Raw genomic sequence first — 15183 nt, 5'->3', positions numbered from 1 at the left:
GGAGCCGGACGATGATCTACGACCTCGCGCGCTCGTTGCTGTTCACGCTCGACGCCGAGCGTGCGCACGAGCTGACGCTGGAAACCTTTGCGCGCCTGCCGAAGCTGGCGACCTTGCCGTTTTCGGCGCGAGCGGTCGACGATCCGGTCGAACTGCTCGGCCTGCGCTTCGCCAATCGCGTCGGCCTGGCGGCCGGCCTCGACAAGAACGGTGAATGCCTCGATGCCTGGGCGCGCCTCGGCTTCGGTTTCGTCGAAGTCGGCACGGTGACGCCGCGGCCGCAGCCGGGCAATCCGCGCCCGCGCATGTTTCGCCTGCCAGCGCAGCGCGCGATCATCAATCGCCTCGGCTTCAACAACAAGGGTGTCGACCATTTGCTGGCGCGCGTCGCCGAGAGCGATTACGCCGGCGTGCTGGGTATCAACATCGGCAAGAATTTCGACACGCCGATCGAGCGTGCTGCTGACGATTACCTGATCTGTCTGCGCAAGGTCTATGCCCGCGCCAGCTACGTGACGGTGAACATTTCGTCGCCGAACACCAAGAACCTGCGTGAATTGCAGGACGAGGCGAATCTGCGCGCGCTGTTGCAGCAGATCAAGCGCGAGGCCGAGGCGCTGGCACAGCAGCACGGCAAGCGCACGCCGATCCTCGTCAAGATCGCACCGGACGTCGACGACGAGCAGCTCGATGCCATTGCCCGCGTTGCACGTGAGTCGGGCATCGACGGACTGATTGCGACCAATACGACCATCACCCGGCCAGGGCTTGATGCCGAGCCGCTTGCACGCGAAACCGGCGGCTTGTCGGGCGCGCCGCTGGCGCCGCTGGCGGAACGCACGCTGCGCGGCCTGCGTCAGCGCGTCGGCGATGATTTCTTGTTGATTGGCGTTGGCGGCATCGGTGATGCAACGACGGCTGCGGCGCGGCGCGGCGCCGGCGCTGACCTGCTGCAGGTCTACACCGGCTTCATCTACCGCGGACCGACCTTGATCGGCGAGTGCGCCCGCGCAGCACAAAGCGGCGTGACCTAAAAATCCGCCACGTCACGGTTGTTGCTGTAAGGTTCTGTCTATAGAGTCGTGTCTTTCACGGGGCCGCAGGTCACTGGCCCTTCGTCCGGTGTGGGGAAGCTGTAGGTGCGCATAACGGGGATGCGTGCGGCGCCGGTCGTTCCATCGCAAGCAACGGGAGTCGAAGCATGCGTTTCAACGGTGGTCTCGCGGGCAAAGGCGCCTGCGTTCTCGCATTCGGGGCATTGCTGTGGGCGGGCACCGCGGCAGCCGTGACCAGTGACGACTACGACGATATTCCGTATGTCGGCGCCGGTTACCTTTACGAAATTCCGGACCCGACGCGTCATTCCGATGATGGCCAGGGCGCGCAGGTCCAGTTCGGCTTGCCGCTGTCGCAGTACGGTTATCCGGGCTGGTCGGCGGAAGCGACGCTACATCGTCTGGTGCGCGAGCGTGACATCGACGGCAAGAACGACTATCAGTCCGGCCTGATGTTCGACCTGGTCTACGACTTTGGTCACCAGGGCTTCGGCATGCTCGGCAACTATCGCTTCAAGCCGTTCGTGCTCGGCGGTCTCGGCGTCGTGCAGAACGACGTCCAGGGACATCGCAACGAGCATTTCGGCATTGACGTCGGTGGCGGTGCGCTGCTGCCGCTCGGTCCGCTCAGCTGGCACGGCTTGGCGGCACGCGTCGAGGCACGGGCGCTCGGACAGTTCGACCCCGATGACACCAACCGTAACTTCGTGATCGATTATCGCTTCACGGTGGGCCTGCAGATGCCGTTGTTCTTCCTGCACTCATCGGGTCACAGCGCGCCGCCGGAGCCGGCCCAGGAATGCCCGCTGGCGGTGGTCGACCCGGTTACGGGTCGCAGCGACTGCAAGGTCGACTCCGATCACGACGGCGTTCCGGACAGTGCCGATCTGTGCCCGGATACCCCGAGCGGCACGCCGGTCGACGGCACCGGTTGCCCGGTCTCGCAGGACGGCAAGTCGGCCGGCGACGAGGACGGCGACGGCGTGCCGGATGCGACCGACAAGTGTCCGGCGACGTATCACGACCTCGCTGTCGATGCGAACGGCTGCATGATCTCGCAGACGCTCAAGGTCGGGACCGTGCAGTTCGACACTGACACGGCCGTGTTGACCGATGCGGCGCGGTCGGTCCTCGATTCGCTGGCACAGACACTGAAGAATCAAGAGAACGTCGACGTACTGATCACTGGTAATACCGACACGGTCGGTACCGCCAACTACAATCAGGCTCTGTCGCTGCAGCGTGCGGAATCGGTGCGTCAGCATCTGATCCGTCGCGGCATTGCAGCGGCCCGGATGAAGGCGGTCGGCGCCGGCGATACCAACCCGGTGGCGCCGAACGACACCGAAGCCGGCCGTGCGCGCAATCGTCGTGTCGACTTTACGATGACGGTCAAATAAGCACGCCGTCAGGCTGTTCGTCGAAGGCGCGGTGACCGGGAGTCGCCGCGCCTTTTTTGCTGCGGAGCCTCGCTGTGTCGACCGCAATGCTTTCTCCGCGCGCCTGGGGATGCTAGCGTCGCGCGGATATGAAGCAGAACCCGATCATCGCCGACGACGTCGACGTGCCTTCGCCGTGCATCAAGCTGTGCCGGCTCGGCGCGCACGGTCATTGCCTGGGTTGCGGCCGCGATCTCGACGAGATTGCGGCATGGGCACGGGCGACATCGGCGCAGCGGCGACAGATTCGCGATCGTGCCGCTGCGCGCCTGCTGGATTTTCCAAACGACGAGGACGCTGCATGAGCGAACGCCCGACCGAGGCCGACTTCGGCTACTTCTTCGAGATTCCGACCCGCTGGTCGGATTGCGACATGCTCGGCCACGTCAACAACGCGCGCTATTTCACTTTCGATGAGTCGGCGCGGCTCGACTACTTTGCACCGCTGATCGGCAACGACGCGGCGTTCTGGCGCAAGGCGGGTTTCATCCTCGCGCGTATCGAATGCGATTTCATTGCGCAGGTGCATCATCCGGCGCAGATCCGCTTCGGTTTTCGCCTGCGCCGTATTGGCCGCAGCAGCATGAATACCGAGGGCGGCATGTTCATCGACGGCAAGCTGGTCGCGGTCACACGCGGCGTGCTGGTGTGGTTCGACTACGAGAACGCGAAAGCGGTGTCGGTGCCGGAGCACGTCAAGGCCTTTATTCGCTCGCGTGAGCGCATCGCGCCGGAAGAAGCGAGCTGACGCTGGCCTTGCATCGCAGCGGATGCGTCGCGAGGCCGCCGGGCGTAATCTGATGTCATGCTCGAGTGCCCGAGCCAAAGGAGGCGAGCCATGACCCGAGTCGTGATGCTGATGGCGCTGCTGTTGGCGGCGCTGTGCTGCTACGCGGTGGCCAGTACCACCGGGCTGCTGGCGGTGCTGGTGGCCGGTGTGCTGCTTGAAGTCGGTTTCTGGAGTGGTGTGCTGTCGTCGCGCCGATCGCTGCCACTGTACCTGCGCGTGCCGCGCGAGCAGCGTCGCCGCCGGCCATGAACGCGCGTTCCGATTACTGGTTTCCGCGCCGGCGCTTTGGCTGGGGCTGGGGCATGCCGGTGCGCTGGCAGGGTTGGATCGTGCTGGCGCTCAGTCTGGCGCTGTTGTTCTTGGGACTCACTTGGCTGCGGCCGCTCTACGGGCAGACCTTGTTTGTCGGCTACACCGCGCTGGTCTGCGCTGCGCTCGTCTTCATCTGCTGGCTCAAGGGCGCACCACCTGGGCACTGATGCCACGGCGCTGACGATACGCGCGGCGACAGTCGATGACGCGGCTGCGATCGCGGACGTACAGGTCCGCTCGTGGCGCGCGGCCTATCGTGGCGTGGTCGATGATGCCTACCTGGCGGCGATGTCGGTCGAGCAATACGCCGAACAATGGCGTCACGGGATCGCACGGCCGGGCTCGACGGTCTTGCTCGGCCTGCGCGATGGGGGCTTGCACGGCTGGGCCGCGTTCGGCGCCTGTCGCGACCCAGATGTTGCTGCCGATGTCGGCGAGTTGTGGGCGCTCTATGTGGCCCCCGAACATTGGTCGTCGGGCGCCGGCCGCGCGCTGTGGACGCAGGCGCGCGCACAACTGGCTGCGCATTACCGCAGTGTCCGGCTCTGGGTGCTGGCCGGCAACGCGCGTGCGCTGCGTTTCTATACGGCTGTCGGCTTCGTCGTCGAAATGGACAGCGTGCAGTCGTTCGAGCTTGGCGGTCAGACCCTGCAGGAGATTCGCTGCGTCATGGGCCTGCGCGCATGAGGCCATCCTGATGACCATACGATCCACCGCCAATGCCCACGACTGAAGCCGAAGCCGCACAGACTTTGAGCGTCCATTCCGCCGATCCCGCTGACGAGGACGCACGTGGTTTACTCGTCGCGCTGAGCCACGCGCTGCTGCACCTGACCGGTGATGGCGGGACATCGTCTTTCGCCGACGACGACGTACGAGTCGACGGTGCGGCGTTCGTGGTTGCGCGGGACGCGTCCGGCCGCGCGTGCGGCTGCGGCGCCTTGCGGCCGCAGGCCGACGGCGTTGCCGAAATCAAGCGCATGTATGCCGCGCCGGGAACGCGCGGTGTTGGCGCCGCTCTGTTGTTGGGGTTGGAGACTCGCGCGCGGGCCTGCGGATACCGCGCGATCGTGCTGTCGACGCGCATCGTCAACGAGCGCGCCGTGGCGTTCTATCACCGGCATGGCTATGCGGAGGTTGCGCCGTGGGGGAAATACATCGATAACCCGCGATCGATCTGTCTCGGCAAGACCCTGGCGGCGGTCTGAGGGCGCTGTTCGCTGCGCCGTCAGATGCGCAGCTCGGCGAGCTCACGTGCCGGCAGCGATTCGTCCCATAGCGCGTCGAAGCGGCGCCGCAAGCGGCGCGCTTCCATCGGGGCGTGGTCGTACCATTGTGCTTCGGCGTCGTCGTGACGACGCTTGCGCAGCACCGCCAGTTCGTCGCCGATCACATACTCCTCGAGGAACGAACGACGCTCTTCGCTGACTTCACGGATCCGGATACGGCTCGGCAGCCGCCGCGCCAACTCGACCAGTCGGTGCGAGGCCTGCGCGATGCGCTGCGGTCGGTGCACGAGAATACGAATCTCCGCGTGCGCCGACCGCAGGGCGAAGGCGCGCAATAGCTCAACCAGGCCGGGGTGGCCCCAGACACGACGGTCGAGTTCCGGGCTGAACAGGCACAGGCGCAGGTGCGTGCGCGTGATCAGCTTCAGCGCCGTCTGCGTGTACTCGGCATGCCCGTACAGGGCCGTCGCCGGCGGCGTCAGCCCCGTGCGTCCGGCATCCGGATCGCGAGCGTCGACCATGCCGGTTCGTCGGCAAGCCGTTTAGAGCTGTTGTGCTTGCGACACCGCGTTGCCGGTGTAGCTGCCCGGCGTCATGTCCAGCAGGCGCTGCTTCTCGGCGTCCGGCAGGTCGAGGCCGGACACGAAGTCGCGGATCGCTTCGCGGCCGACCTTCTGGCCGCGCGTCAGGCGCTTGAGTTGTTCGTACGGTTCCGGCAGGCCGTAGCGGCGCATGACGGTCTGGATCGCTTCGCCGAGCACTTCCCAGTTCTGATCGAGGTCCTGGCCCATCTTCCAGGCGTCGGCTTCGAGCTTGCCGATGCCCTTGAGCGCCGACTGGTAGGCGATCAGCGAATGCGCGGCGCCGACGCCGAGATTGCGCAGCACCGTCGAGTCGGTGAGGTCGCGCTGCCAGCGCGAGATCGGCAGCTTCTCGGCCAGATGCTGGAGCAGGGCATTGGCGATGCCGAGATTGCCTTCGGCGTTTTCGAAGTCGATCGGGTTGACCTTGTGCGGCATCGTCGAGCTGCCGACTTCGCCGGCGACGGTGCGCTGCTTGAAATAGCCGACCGAGATATAGCTCCAGACGTCGCGGCAGAAGTCGATCAGGATGGTGTTGAAGCGCGACAGTGCGTGGAAGTATTCGGCGATGTAGTCGTGCGGCTCGATCTGCGTCGTTGCCGGGCTCTGTTCGATGCCCAGGTCGGCGATGAAGGCCTGCGTGACGGCCGGCCAGTCGACGTCCGGATACGCCGCCAGATGCGCGTTCCAGTTGCCGACCGCACCATTCATTTTGCCGAGCAGCGGCACTGCGGCGAACTGTTCGCGCTGGCGGCGCATGCGCTGTGCGAATACCGCCATCTCCTTGCCGAGCGTGGTCGGCGAGGCCGGCTGGCCGTGGGTGCGCGACAGCATCGGCTGCTCGGCATAGGTCTGCGCGAGCTGGCCGATCGCGGTGATGACCTGGTCGATCATCGGCAGCAGCACCGCTTCGCGGGCTTCCTTGAGCATCATCGCGTGCGAGAGGTTGTTGACGTCCTCGGATGTGCACGCGAAATGGATGAACTCCTTGATGCCGGACAGCTCCGGGTGCGAGTTGATCTTTTCCTTGAGGTAGTACTCGACGGCCTTGACGTCGTGATTGGTCGTGTCCTCGATCGCCTTGACGCGCTGCGCCTCGGTCAGATTGAAGCCGGACGCGATCTTTTCGAGCTTGTCGCGCGACGATTCCGACAAGGCGTCGACCTCGGGGATGTCGGCGCGCGCGGCCAGCGCTTCGAGCCAGCGGATCTCGGCGAGGATGCGGTAGCGCATCAGGCCGTACTCGCTGAAGATCGCGCGCAGGCGCACGGTCTTCTCGGCGTAACGGCCGTCGATCGGCGAAATGGCGGATAAGGACGTCAGATTCATTAGCGGTTCGACTCGAATGTCGACGATGCGGCGGCGTGGTCCCCGGGCCAGCGTCGTCGGTGTAGGCTGGGGCGGCATTTTATCCGAGGCGGGGCCTGCTGCGCCGCCACGATCGACCATAAGGACAGCTCCATGGCCAAAAGCAGGGCGCAATTCCGCATCGAACACGACAGTCTGGGCGAGCTCAAGGTGCCCGCCGACGCGCTGTGGGGCGCGCAGACCCAGCGCGCGGTCGACAACTTCCCGGTGTCCGGCATCCCCATGCCGCGCGCCTTCATTCGCGCGCTGGGCCTGGTCAAGGCGACTGCGGCGCAGGTCAACCGGGAGCTGGGTCTGCTCGATGCCGGCCGCGCCGAAGCGATCGCGGTCTGCGCGCTGGACGTGGCGGACGGCCGGTACGACGCACATTTTCCGATCGACGTGTTCCAGACCGGCTCCGGCACGTCGACCAACATGAACGCCAACGAGGTCATCGCGCACCTGGCGACGAAGCGCCTGAAAAAGACCGTGCACCCCAACGATCACGTCAACTACGGGCAGAGTTCGAACGACGTGATCCCGACCACCATTCACGTTGCCGCCGCGTTGCTGGTGCACGCCGAACTCAAGCCGGCGCTCAAGTTTCTGGCGACGACCATCGAAAAGCGCGCGCGTCAGCTCAAGGGCGTGACCAAGACCGGCCGTACGCATTTGATGGACGCGATGCCGGTGCGCTTCGATCAGGAGCTGTCGGGTTGGGCGACGCAGATCCGCCACGGGATCGAGCGACTCGACGCAGTGCAGCCGCGGCTGCTGCAGCTGGCGCTCGGCGGCACCGCGGTCGGTACCGGCATCAATGCCGATCCGCGCTTCGGCAAGCGCTTCGCACGGGCACTGGCTGCGCGCACCGGCATCAAGTTCACGACCGCGACCAACTACTTCGAGGCCTTGTCGGCGCAGGACACCGCGGCCGAGCTGTCCGGCCAGTTGAAGACCATCGCCGTGTCGCTGATGAAGATCGCCAACGATCTGCGCTGGATGAATTCCGGTCCGCTGGCCGGCCTCGGCGAGATCGAGCTGCCGACGCTGCAGCCCGGCTCGTCGATCATGCCGGGCAAGGTCAATCCGGTCATTCCGGAGGCGACTGCGCAGGTCGCGGCGCAGGTGATCGGCAACGATGCGACGATCACCGTTGCCGCGCAGGCCGGCAATTTCCAGCTCAACGTCATGCTGCCGGTGATCGCGCTCAATCTGCTGCAGAGCATTTCGCTGGAAGCGAAGGTGTCGCGGCTGTTGGCGGAGCGCGCCATCGCCGGCTTTCGCGTGCGCAAGCAACACATTGGCGAGGCGCTGGCCAAGAATCCGATCCTGATCACGGCGCTCAATGCGCGGATCGGCTATGAAAAGGGCGCGGCGATCGCCAAGCGGGCCTACAAGGAAGGCCGGCCGATCCTCGATGTCGCTGCCGAGGCCACTGGCCTGCCGCGCGCCGAGCTGGCCACACTGCTGGACCCGGCGAAGCTGACGCTGGGTGGCGTTGGGCACTGACGAGAAAGGACAGACATGTATATCGAGAGGCTGGACCATCTGGTGCTGACAGTGCGCGACATCGACGCCACCGTCGCCTTCTACGTCGACGTGTTGGGCATGCGCGCGCTGAGCTTCGACGACGGGCGCCGCGCGCTCGGTTTCGGGCGGCACAAGATCAATCTGCATGCGGCCGACGCGCTGGGCACGCCGCACGCCAGGCACGCGATGGCCGGCACCGCCGATCTGTGTTTCGTCAGCACCACGCCGATGAAGGAAATCATCAGCCAGCTCGGCCGCTTCGGCGTCGCCGTCGAGCAGGGGCCGGTGGCGCGCACCGGCGTGCTCGGACCGATGATGTCGGTCTATTTCCGCGACCCGGACGGCAATCTGATCGAGGTAGCCAACGACGCGCAGCCGACCGACATGCCGGGGATCGCCGATGGCGCATGACCTCGATCTGTTCGTGATCGGCGCCGGCTCGGCCGGCGTGCGCGCGGCGCGCTTCGCCGCCAACTTCGGGGCGCGCGTTGCCGTTGCCGAGGACCGAGACCTGGGCGGCACCTGCGTCAATCTCGGCTGCGTACCGAAGAAGATGTTCGTTTATGGCGCCAGCTATGCCGACGACTTCGCGCAGGCCGCCAGCTACGGCTGGTCGGTCGATGATCCCGCGTTCGAATGGTCGACGCTGCTTGCCAACAAGAACCGCGAGATCGCGCGGCTCAATGGCATCTACGACAGCATCCTGCAAAAGGCCGGTGCGCGCCTGATCCGCGGTCGCGCGCGCATCGTCGGACCGCATGCGGTCGAGGTGGCCGGCGAACGCGTGACGGCCGACAACATCCTCGTCGCGACCGGTTGTCGACCGCTGCGGCCGGATATTCCCGGCGCCGAACTGGGCATCGTTTCGGACGACGTCTTTCACTTACCCGAACTGCCACGTCGCGCGCTGGTCGTCGGTGGCGGCTATATCGCTGTCGAGCTGGCCTCGGTGTTTCGCGGCCTCGGCGTCGATGTCGTGCAGATCTATCGCCGCGAGCTGTTCATGCGCGGCTTCGATGACGGCATCCGTGAGCATCTGCGCGATCAACTCAGGCTCAAGGGCCTCGATTTGCGCTTCAACACCGATCTGACGCGCATCGAGCGTCAGAACGACGGCGCGCTGCTGGCACACCTGAACACCGGCGAGACCTTGACGACCGATTGCGTGCTGTTCGCGACCGGCCGCGGACCGACCGAAACCGATCTGGGCCTCGACACCACGCGCGCGACGCGCGATGCACATGGTTTCGTCGAAGTCGACGATCACTACCGTACGGCCGAGCCGTCGATTTATGCGGTCGGCGACCTGATCGGCCGCGCGCAGCTGACGCCGGTGGCGCTGGCCGAGGGCATGGCGGTGGCTCGTCATCTGTTTCGCCCGAGCGAATATGCACCGGTCGACTACGAGCTGATCCCGACCGCCGTGTTCAGCCTGCCGAATGTCGGCACGGTCGGGCTCGGTGAGCAGGACGCCGTGCGTCGCGGGCACCGTATCGAGGTCTATGAGAGCCGCTTCAAGCCGTTGAAGCTGACGCTGACCGACGCCAAGGAGAGCTGTCTGCTGAAACTGGTCGTCGATGCCGACGACAACCGCGTGCTCGGTGCGCACATGGTCGGCGCGGATGCCGGCGAGATCATCCAGGGACTGGCGGTCGCGCTCAAGGCCGGCGCCACCAAGCGCCAGTTCGACGAGACCATCGCCATCCACCCGACCACCGCCGAGGAATTCGTGACGATGCGCCAGCCGCGCGCCTGAGCCGCGGGGCGGGGACGAGCGGTAGCCTGAAGACGATAAGCGTGCGCCTTGCAAGTCTCGGGCCGGGCCTGAATGCCGCCTGTCGGCAGCGTGGCCAGTTTCATCGGCCCTGGCGCGCTCTGGTACCGGCGGCGGCCTAAGGTGACGGTACGTACAGCGTATGAAGGGACTCGTCACATGTTCGGCATCACTCGCAAGGCGGATATCCAGTCGATGGTCGCGGATCGCGCCGCCGCACCATTCCTGCAGGTCTATGCATCGGAATTCCACGCGCGCGATCCGGAGTTGGGCCAGGGACTGGCCGAGTTGTCGCCGGACGACCGGCCGCTGCAGATGCGCAGCGCCGCCGAGCTCGGTCCGCAGATGCCGGCACCCGAGGCCGACTTCGTGCTCAGCATGCTGCTCGCACCGAGTCTGCTCGATGGCCTGGCCGATGCGGTCCTCGCGGCGCGTGCCAGTGGCCGCCGCACGACGCTGATCGTCGCCATCACGCATGCGCAGCTGACCGCCCTCGGCCAGTGGTTGACCAAGCGCGGCAACGAGAACCGGCTCGGCGGCATGCGCCTGCTGTTGGCCCCGAATGCCGAATCCGTGGTGCGCCAGCTGCCGCAGCGCCTCGGCGCGGTGATCGAGGAAAATTTGATCCGCATGCCGGTCTCGACCGAGGTCGAGAATTCGCCGATGCGCAATTTCTACGCTTTCAGCCCCGAGCTGCAGGCCTTGACCGCCCGTATCCGCGGTTACGCCGCCAACGGCATCCATCGTACTTACCTGCTCGGCGGGCCCGGCAGTGGCAAGACCACGTTGGCTTATTACTACTATCTGGTGCGTGATCGCGGCCGCTTCGTGTCGGTGAACCTCGCTGCTGAAAACACCGGCGACAAGGCAGCGGTCAAATCGCTGCTCTGCGGTCACGTGTCCGGCGCATTTCCGGGCGCCGGCAGCCGCACCGGTGCGTTCTCGCACGCGCGCGACGGCGTCTGCTTCATCGACGAATCGCACGGCATCACCGGTCCGGTGATGGAAGTGCTGATGGAAGCCTTCGACAATGGCCAGTTCCTGCCGTTTGGCGCCAGCGCCAAGCAGTCGCTGGAATGCGCCATCGTGTTCGCCACCAACCGCAGCTGGGAGTCGCTGCAGAACTCGGTGAACATCGACGAATTCACGCGTATCGGCGCAGCGACCTTGTCGGTGCCGGAGTTGTACAAGCGCGAAGAAGACATGATCGCCGTGGTCGCGACCACGCTGTCCAAGCTGGCGTCGCGCTGCACGACCTGGGCCGAGCCCAAGGGGCTGTCCGAGGACGCCTGGATGCGCGTCAAGAACTGCCGCTGGCACGGCAACATCCGTGCGCTGGTGCGCGTGCTCGAGTCGGCGTTCGTCGATTACGGCGTGCGCGGCGGCGACACGCTGTTGCAGGTCGACGAAATCGATGCCGGTATCCGCCTCTGGGAGCCGGCCAATCATCACAGCCATCAGATCTACGCGGTGGCTTGACGCTTGCAGTCCGTGGGAGCGGCGTGAGGCCGCGTCAAGGGCGGGCGGGGGCGTGTCCTCGCGGCGCCGCCGCTCCTACGGGGCTGCTCTTGCGACGTCTGCGTCGCTCAGGGTCTTCAGAAACGCGACGATGTCGTCGACCTCGGCGTCGTTGAGCGTCGCGCCGTGGCGGCGCTGGCCGGCGAACGGCACATTGACGATATCGACGTTGTCGCGCAGCGCAACCGGCAGATCGTCGTAACGCTCTACCTTGCCATCGTGCTCCGGGTACCAGCGCCCGGGGTCGCTGTCGCGCGTCGCATAAAAGGCGACGGCATCGCGCAGTGAACGGATGGCCCCGTTGTGGAAGAACGCGGCACGCGTCGCGACGTTGCGCAGACTCGGCGTTCTGAACATGCCGCAGTAGTCGCGGCGTTGCGTCTGGTCGCTGCGGATCGGCCCGCACAGCCCGAGATCGTAGTAATGCGCATCGACATTGGCGGCAATGCGAGCGTTGCGCGGCACGCCGAGCACATGAAAGCTGAAGTCCGTGAACAAAGGGTGTGAACCGTCGGCGCCCGGCGTGGCGATATGGCAGGACGCGCAGTTTCCCTTGTTCGGATCGACGAACAACGCATAGCCGCGCTGTTCGGCGTCGTTGAGTGTGGCCTTGCCGTCGAGAAACGCGTCGAAGCGGCTGCTGTATGGATGAAAGCTCGGATCGTCGAGCTCGAAGCGCGCCAGCGCGCGGCCGGCAGCGGCGAGCGTTTGCGTGGCGTCGTCCAGCGCGCCGGTCCCGAACAAGGCGGTGAAGCGCGATGCGTACGGCGCCCGACGAATCGCCGCCGCCACGGTCGCCGCATCGTGGTTGGCCATCTCGTTCGGCGCCAGCAACGGGAACGCGGCCTGCGCCGCGAGGCTGTCATAGCGTCCGTCCCAGGTGTAACCGCCGACCGGCTGATTGTCGCGGTCGGTCATGCGTTCGACTGCGCTCGACTGATATTCCTGCGCCCAGTGCGGGACGCGCGCCAGGTCGTAGCGCAGCGACGGTACGGCGCGCAGTCCGGATTGTTCCAGGCCCGGGCCGCCGCGTTCGAGCACACGGCCATCGGCCGGTGCGTAGGCGTGTGCCGGGTCGTGGCAAGTGGCGCAGGCGAGCCGGCCCGACGCGGACAGCGCCGGATCGAAGAACAATGTGCGGCCGAGAGCGGCCAGGGCTGCGCGGTCGGGGTGCGTCGCGGAGCGGGCGTCGGGCGCCGGCGCGGGCGCGCCGTCGGCGTCGTGTCGCTGGCAGGCGACGAGCGACAGAAGAAAACACAGCGCCGGCACGAGGCCGGCGCCTTGGGCATTGCGCAAGCGCATGCGACGTCAGAAGTTGTTGAAGATGTCGCTGCCGAACGGCGTCAGATCGGCCTGATCGGCGTAGCCGAGGTGGGCGAGGCCGAAGATGTCCTCGACGCTGCGCAGCATCGCGTAGTGGTTGTACGGCACGTCCGAGGTGGTATCGGCCTTGATGTACGGCGACAGCAGCAGCGCGCCGATGCGATCACCACCAACGCCCACGGTCTTCAGCACGTAAGTCAGCGACGACGAGGCCTCGAAGGTCTCCTCGCTCGGCCGCGTGATGTTCGGTCCGATCTGCTGGTTGCAGCACGACGCGCCGTCGAAGGTCAGCGTGTAGGTCGTCTTGCCGGTGTCCGCATCGGTGCTGACGTCGGTCGAGGCGTAGCTGCTCTCGTCGAAAGTGATGATCAGCAGGCCGTTCTGCTTGTAGGCATCGGATGCCATGATCTTCGGCACCCAGGTCTGCAGGAACGCGTCGGCGGACGACAGGCCGCCCGGCGCTCCGCCAACACAGCCTTTGCCGGCCGCACCGGTGCCGTCGCCATCGTGACCGTCGTTGCAGACGTTCGGCGTGATGAAGACGAAGTTCGGCGTGGTGTCGGCCGACGCCAGGTCGGTGTCGAGCTGGTCGAGGTTGACGACATTGGCGTCGCAGGTCGGCGAGTCGATGATCGAATGAAAGTAGACGAACGGATCGTGGCGCGTCGCGTACTGGTCCCCGGCCGGTACGCTCTCGCTGGCCGCCTCCGGGGTGTTGGTCAGATCGGCGCTGCCGATCTCGGGGTGGCCACAGGTCGCCGATTCGCGCGTCGGGTCATTGCCCATGTCTTGCATGTAGCCCTTCCAGCTCAGGCCGGCGGCCGTCATCTGGTCGGGCAGGGTCTTGATCGACGCCGGGTAGACGCAGCCGTCGCCGATCGCCTGGCCGTCCTCGGTCGTGCCGCTCATCGTGAAGTCGCTGTAGGTCGTGCAGTCGCTTTCGGTCGACTTCGATGAGGCCTGGCCGCTGATCATCGCAATGTAGTTGTCGAGGCTGACGTGGCCGGTGCCGAAATACTGCGTCAGCAGCGCACCCTGCGGCCGCAGGGTGTTGCGCAGATACGGATCCTGCGTGCTGGTTTCCCAGGTGTCCTGGTAGTTCTTGTTCTCCAGCACGATGACGAAGACATGCTTGATGTCCTGCTGGGTCGTGGCGTGATGGTTGTTGCTGCAGGCGGCGAACAGACTGACGCCGAGACTCAACGACAACGCGGCCAGCGCCGCAGTTTTCAGGTTCCTGATCATTTCGAGCGGTCTTCGGGATAGATGGCGGCGGAACCTTAATGAGGCTGGGTGACGGTTCCATGAAATCGATCTATCACGGGACATGCGCTTGGCTGACGGGCCGGAAAGCTGAATGCCATCAAGGTCGGCGCGCGCGAAATTGACGCAGCGCAATTTTGTGTCCGGCCTGCGCCTTTAAGCTGGCCGTGGCCGCCGCGGACGATGCTCCGCAGGCCATTGATCAGAATGGGATTTCAAGGAATTCAGATGCTCGACTTGCAGAATCGCGTGGCGGTCGTGACCGGCGCGGGCAATGGAATCGGTGCGGCGATCGCGCGTGAGCTGGCGCGCCGCGGGGCGGCGGTCGTGATCGCCGACATCGATGTGGTGGCCGCCGACCAGATCGCGGCCGAGGTGATCGCCGGCGGCGGCCGTGCCGCCGTCGCCGAGCATGACGTGACGAGTTGGGATTCGGCCTTTGCACTGGCGGCGTTCGTCGAGCGTGAATTCGGCGCCGCCGATATCGTCGTCAACAATGCTGGCGTCTCGCGGCGCATGCCGCTGACCGAAATGAGCGAGGACGAGTGGGACCGCGTGCTCGACATCAATCTCAAAGGCCAGTTCCTGACCTTGCGCGCATTGGTGCCGCAGATGATCGCGCGTGGCTATGGGCGCGTCGTCAACCTGTCGTCGGTGGTCGGCAAGATGGGTTACCCGAATTTTTCGCACTACTGCACGTCGAAGTTCGGTGTCATCGGCTTGACGCAAAGCCTGGCGATGGAATTGATCCCGCATGGCATCACGGTGAATGCCGTGTGCCCCGGCATCGTCATGACCCCTTTGCACGACCGCATCGTCGAGGAAATGGCGGCGGCCGACGGCCTGTCGTTCGATGAGGCTTTGCGCCGCTTCGTGTCGAACGTGCCGCAGGGCCGTCCGCAACAGCCCCTCGATGTCGCAAGGATGGTTGCATTCCTCGCCGACGAGAAGGCGGCGAACATGACGGGCGGCTCCTATCACGTTGACGGCGGCATGGTGATGGATTGACAGGCCATGGACGA

The 15183-nt window shown here is 65.7% G+C and carries 17 protein-coding genes; 13 read left to right on the top strand and 4 right to left on the bottom strand.

Annotated features, from left to right (window positions below; all coding sequences use genetic code 11):
• The first annotated feature begins 11 nt into the window (after window positions 1-11).
• From G7Y82_RS12285 to G7Y82_RS12250, 8 genes are all read left to right on the top strand, one after another.
• Window positions 12-1034 carry a quinone-dependent dihydroorotate dehydrogenase gene (locus tag G7Y82_RS12285; RefSeq protein ID WP_168148421.1) on the top strand — a complete coding sequence of 341 codons (1023 nt, stop codon included), beginning with the start codon at window positions 12-14 and terminating at the stop codon, window positions 1032-1034.
• Window positions 1035-1201: 167 nt separating this feature from the next.
• Window positions 1202-2455: an OmpA family protein gene (locus tag G7Y82_RS12280; protein WP_168148420.1), complete on the top strand. Its 1254-nt coding sequence runs from the start codon at window positions 1202-1204 to the stop codon at window positions 2453-2455.
• 128 nt (window positions 2456-2583) lie between these two features.
• The gene (locus G7Y82_RS12275) at window positions 2584-2799 is read left to right on the top strand and encodes a DUF1289 domain-containing protein (protein WP_168148419.1); all 216 of its coding nucleotides are present in this window, start codon (window positions 2584-2586) and stop codon (window positions 2797-2799) included.
• Window positions 2796-3242, top strand: a complete 447-nt coding sequence (locus tag G7Y82_RS12270) for an acyl-CoA thioesterase (RefSeq protein ID WP_168148418.1) — start codon at window positions 2796-2798, stop codon at window positions 3240-3242. Before G7Y82_RS12275 ends, G7Y82_RS12270 begins: the two co-directional genes overlap by 4 nt.
• A gap of 90 nt (window positions 3243-3332) precedes the next feature.
• The gene (locus G7Y82_RS12265; protein WP_168148417.1) at window positions 3333-3533 is read left to right on the top strand and encodes a hypothetical protein; all 201 of its coding nucleotides are present in this window, start codon (window positions 3333-3335) and stop codon (window positions 3531-3533) included.
• Window positions 3530-3763, top strand: coding sequence for a hypothetical protein (locus tag G7Y82_RS12260; RefSeq protein ID WP_168148416.1), 234 nt, complete (start codon window positions 3530-3532; stop codon window positions 3761-3763). The genes G7Y82_RS12265 and G7Y82_RS12260 overlap by 4 nt, the downstream gene beginning before the upstream one ends.
• Window positions 3764-3857: 94 nt before the next feature.
• Window positions 3858-4283, top strand: a complete 426-nt coding sequence (locus G7Y82_RS12255; RefSeq protein WP_168148415.1) for a GNAT family N-acetyltransferase — start codon at window positions 3858-3860, stop codon at window positions 4281-4283.
• Between the two features lie 32 nt (window positions 4284-4315).
• Window positions 4316-4804 carry a GNAT family N-acetyltransferase gene (locus tag G7Y82_RS12250; RefSeq protein WP_168148414.1) on the top strand — a complete coding sequence of 163 codons (489 nt, stop codon included), beginning with the start codon at window positions 4316-4318 and terminating at the stop codon, window positions 4802-4804.
• A 20-nt stretch (window positions 4805-4824) separates the two neighbouring features.
• On the opposite strand, the gene G7Y82_RS12245 is transcribed toward G7Y82_RS12250, so the two are convergent.
• Together G7Y82_RS12245 and purB are read right to left on the bottom strand one after the other, a co-directional pair.
• Window positions 4825-5346, bottom strand: coding sequence for a DUF7931 domain-containing protein (locus G7Y82_RS12245; RefSeq protein ID WP_168148413.1), 522 nt, complete (start codon window positions 5344-5346; stop codon window positions 4825-4827).
• 21 nt (window positions 5347-5367) lie between these two features.
• Window positions 5368-6735 (bottom strand): adenylosuccinate lyase, encoded by a 1368-nt coding sequence (purB, locus tag G7Y82_RS12240; protein WP_168148412.1) that lies wholly within the window; start codon window positions 6733-6735, stop codon window positions 5368-5370.
• Window positions 6736-6867: 132 nt separating this feature from the next.
• On the opposite strand from purB, the gene G7Y82_RS12235 reads away from it, so the two are divergent.
• From G7Y82_RS12235 to G7Y82_RS12220, 4 genes are all read left to right on the top strand, one after another.
• Window positions 6868-8262 carry a class II fumarate hydratase gene (locus tag G7Y82_RS12235; RefSeq protein WP_168148411.1) on the top strand — a complete coding sequence of 465 codons (1395 nt, stop codon included), beginning with the start codon at window positions 6868-6870 and terminating at the stop codon, window positions 8260-8262.
• A gap of 15 nt (window positions 8263-8277) precedes the next feature.
• Window positions 8278-8694: a VOC family protein gene (locus G7Y82_RS12230; protein WP_168148410.1), complete on the top strand. Its 417-nt coding sequence runs from the start codon at window positions 8278-8280 to the stop codon at window positions 8692-8694.
• The gene (gene gorA, locus G7Y82_RS12225) at window positions 8684-10039 is read left to right on the top strand and encodes a glutathione-disulfide reductase (RefSeq protein WP_168148409.1); all 1356 of its coding nucleotides are present in this window, start codon (window positions 8684-8686) and stop codon (window positions 10037-10039) included. The genes G7Y82_RS12230 and gorA overlap by 11 nt, the downstream gene beginning before the upstream one ends.
• A gap of 177 nt (window positions 10040-10216) precedes the next feature.
• The gene (locus tag G7Y82_RS12220) at window positions 10217-11536 is read left to right on the top strand and encodes a sigma 54-interacting transcriptional regulator (protein WP_168148408.1); all 1320 of its coding nucleotides are present in this window, start codon (window positions 10217-10219) and stop codon (window positions 11534-11536) included.
• 75 nt (window positions 11537-11611) lie between these two features.
• Here the strand turns inward: G7Y82_RS12220 and G7Y82_RS12215 are convergent, their stop codons facing one another.
• Window positions 11612-12877, bottom strand: a complete 1266-nt coding sequence (locus G7Y82_RS12215; protein ID WP_168148407.1) for a cytochrome-c peroxidase — start codon at window positions 12875-12877, stop codon at window positions 11612-11614.
• Between the two features lie 6 nt (window positions 12878-12883).
• Complete coding sequence (locus tag G7Y82_RS12210; RefSeq protein ID WP_168148406.1) at window positions 12884-14143, bottom strand: alkaline phosphatase family protein; 1260 nt, start codon at window positions 14141-14143, stop codon at window positions 12884-12886.
• Window positions 14144-14389: 246 nt separating this feature from the next.
• Here G7Y82_RS12210 and G7Y82_RS12205 point away from each other — a divergent pair, with 246 nt between their 5' ends.
• Complete coding sequence (locus G7Y82_RS12205; RefSeq protein WP_168148405.1) at window positions 14390-15169, top strand: SDR family NAD(P)-dependent oxidoreductase; 780 nt, start codon at window positions 14390-14392, stop codon at window positions 15167-15169.
• Window positions 15170-15183: the final 14 nt, after the last annotated feature.

The sequence above is a fragment of the Solimonas marina genome (assembly GCF_012241385.1).
Taxonomy (GTDB): domain Bacteria; phylum Pseudomonadota; class Gammaproteobacteria; order Nevskiales; family Nevskiaceae; genus Solimonas; species Solimonas marina.
The sequence above is the reverse complement of the archived record's forward strand: the minus strand, read 5'-3'. Positions and strand labels throughout refer to the sequence as shown.

Excerpts from the sequence above, each read along its gene's own strand:
- G7Y82_RS12220 (WP_168148408.1), top strand. The coding sequence starts at position 10,217 with ATGTTCGGCATCACTCGCAAGGCGGATATCCAGTCGATGGTCGCGGAT.
- G7Y82_RS12280 (WP_168148420.1), top strand. The coding sequence starts at position 1,202 with ATGCGTTTCAACGGTGGTCTCGCGGGCAAAGGCGCCTGCGTTCTCGCA.
- G7Y82_RS12285 (WP_168148421.1), top strand. The coding sequence starts at position 12 with ATGATCTACGACCTCGCGCGCTCGTTGCTGTTCACGCTCGACGCCGAG.
- G7Y82_RS12215 (WP_168148407.1), bottom strand. The coding sequence starts at position 12,877 with ATGCGCTTGCGCAATGCCCAAGGCGCCGGCCTCGTGCCGGCGCTGTGT.
- G7Y82_RS12205 (WP_168148405.1), top strand. The coding sequence starts at position 14,390 with ATGCTCGACTTGCAGAATCGCGTGGCGGTCGTGACCGGCGCGGGCAAT.
- purB (WP_168148412.1), bottom strand. The coding sequence starts at position 6,735 with ATGAATCTGACGTCCTTATCCGCCATTTCGCCGATCGACGGCCGTTAC.
- G7Y82_RS12245 (WP_168148413.1), bottom strand. The coding sequence starts at position 5,346 with ATGGTCGACGCTCGCGATCCGGATGCCGGACGCACGGGGCTGACGCCG.
- G7Y82_RS12235 (WP_168148411.1), top strand. The coding sequence starts at position 6,868 with ATGGCCAAAAGCAGGGCGCAATTCCGCATCGAACACGACAGTCTGGGC.
- G7Y82_RS12230 (WP_168148410.1), top strand. The coding sequence starts at position 8,278 with ATGTATATCGAGAGGCTGGACCATCTGGTGCTGACAGTGCGCGACATC.
- G7Y82_RS12265 (WP_168148417.1), top strand. The coding sequence starts at position 3,333 with ATGACCCGAGTCGTGATGCTGATGGCGCTGCTGTTGGCGGCGCTGTGC.
- G7Y82_RS12270 (WP_168148418.1), top strand. The coding sequence starts at position 2,796 with ATGAGCGAACGCCCGACCGAGGCCGACTTCGGCTACTTCTTCGAGATT.
- G7Y82_RS12210 (WP_168148406.1), bottom strand. The coding sequence starts at position 14,143 with ATGATCAGGAACCTGAAAACTGCGGCGCTGGCCGCGTTGTCGTTGAGT.
- gorA (WP_168148409.1), top strand. The coding sequence starts at position 8,684 with ATGGCGCATGACCTCGATCTGTTCGTGATCGGCGCCGGCTCGGCCGGC.
- G7Y82_RS12275 (WP_168148419.1), top strand. The coding sequence starts at position 2,584 with ATGAAGCAGAACCCGATCATCGCCGACGACGTCGACGTGCCTTCGCCG.
- G7Y82_RS12260 (WP_168148416.1), top strand. The coding sequence starts at position 3,530 with ATGAACGCGCGTTCCGATTACTGGTTTCCGCGCCGGCGCTTTGGCTGG.
- G7Y82_RS12250 (WP_168148414.1), top strand. The coding sequence starts at position 4,316 with ATGCCCACGACTGAAGCCGAAGCCGCACAGACTTTGAGCGTCCATTCC.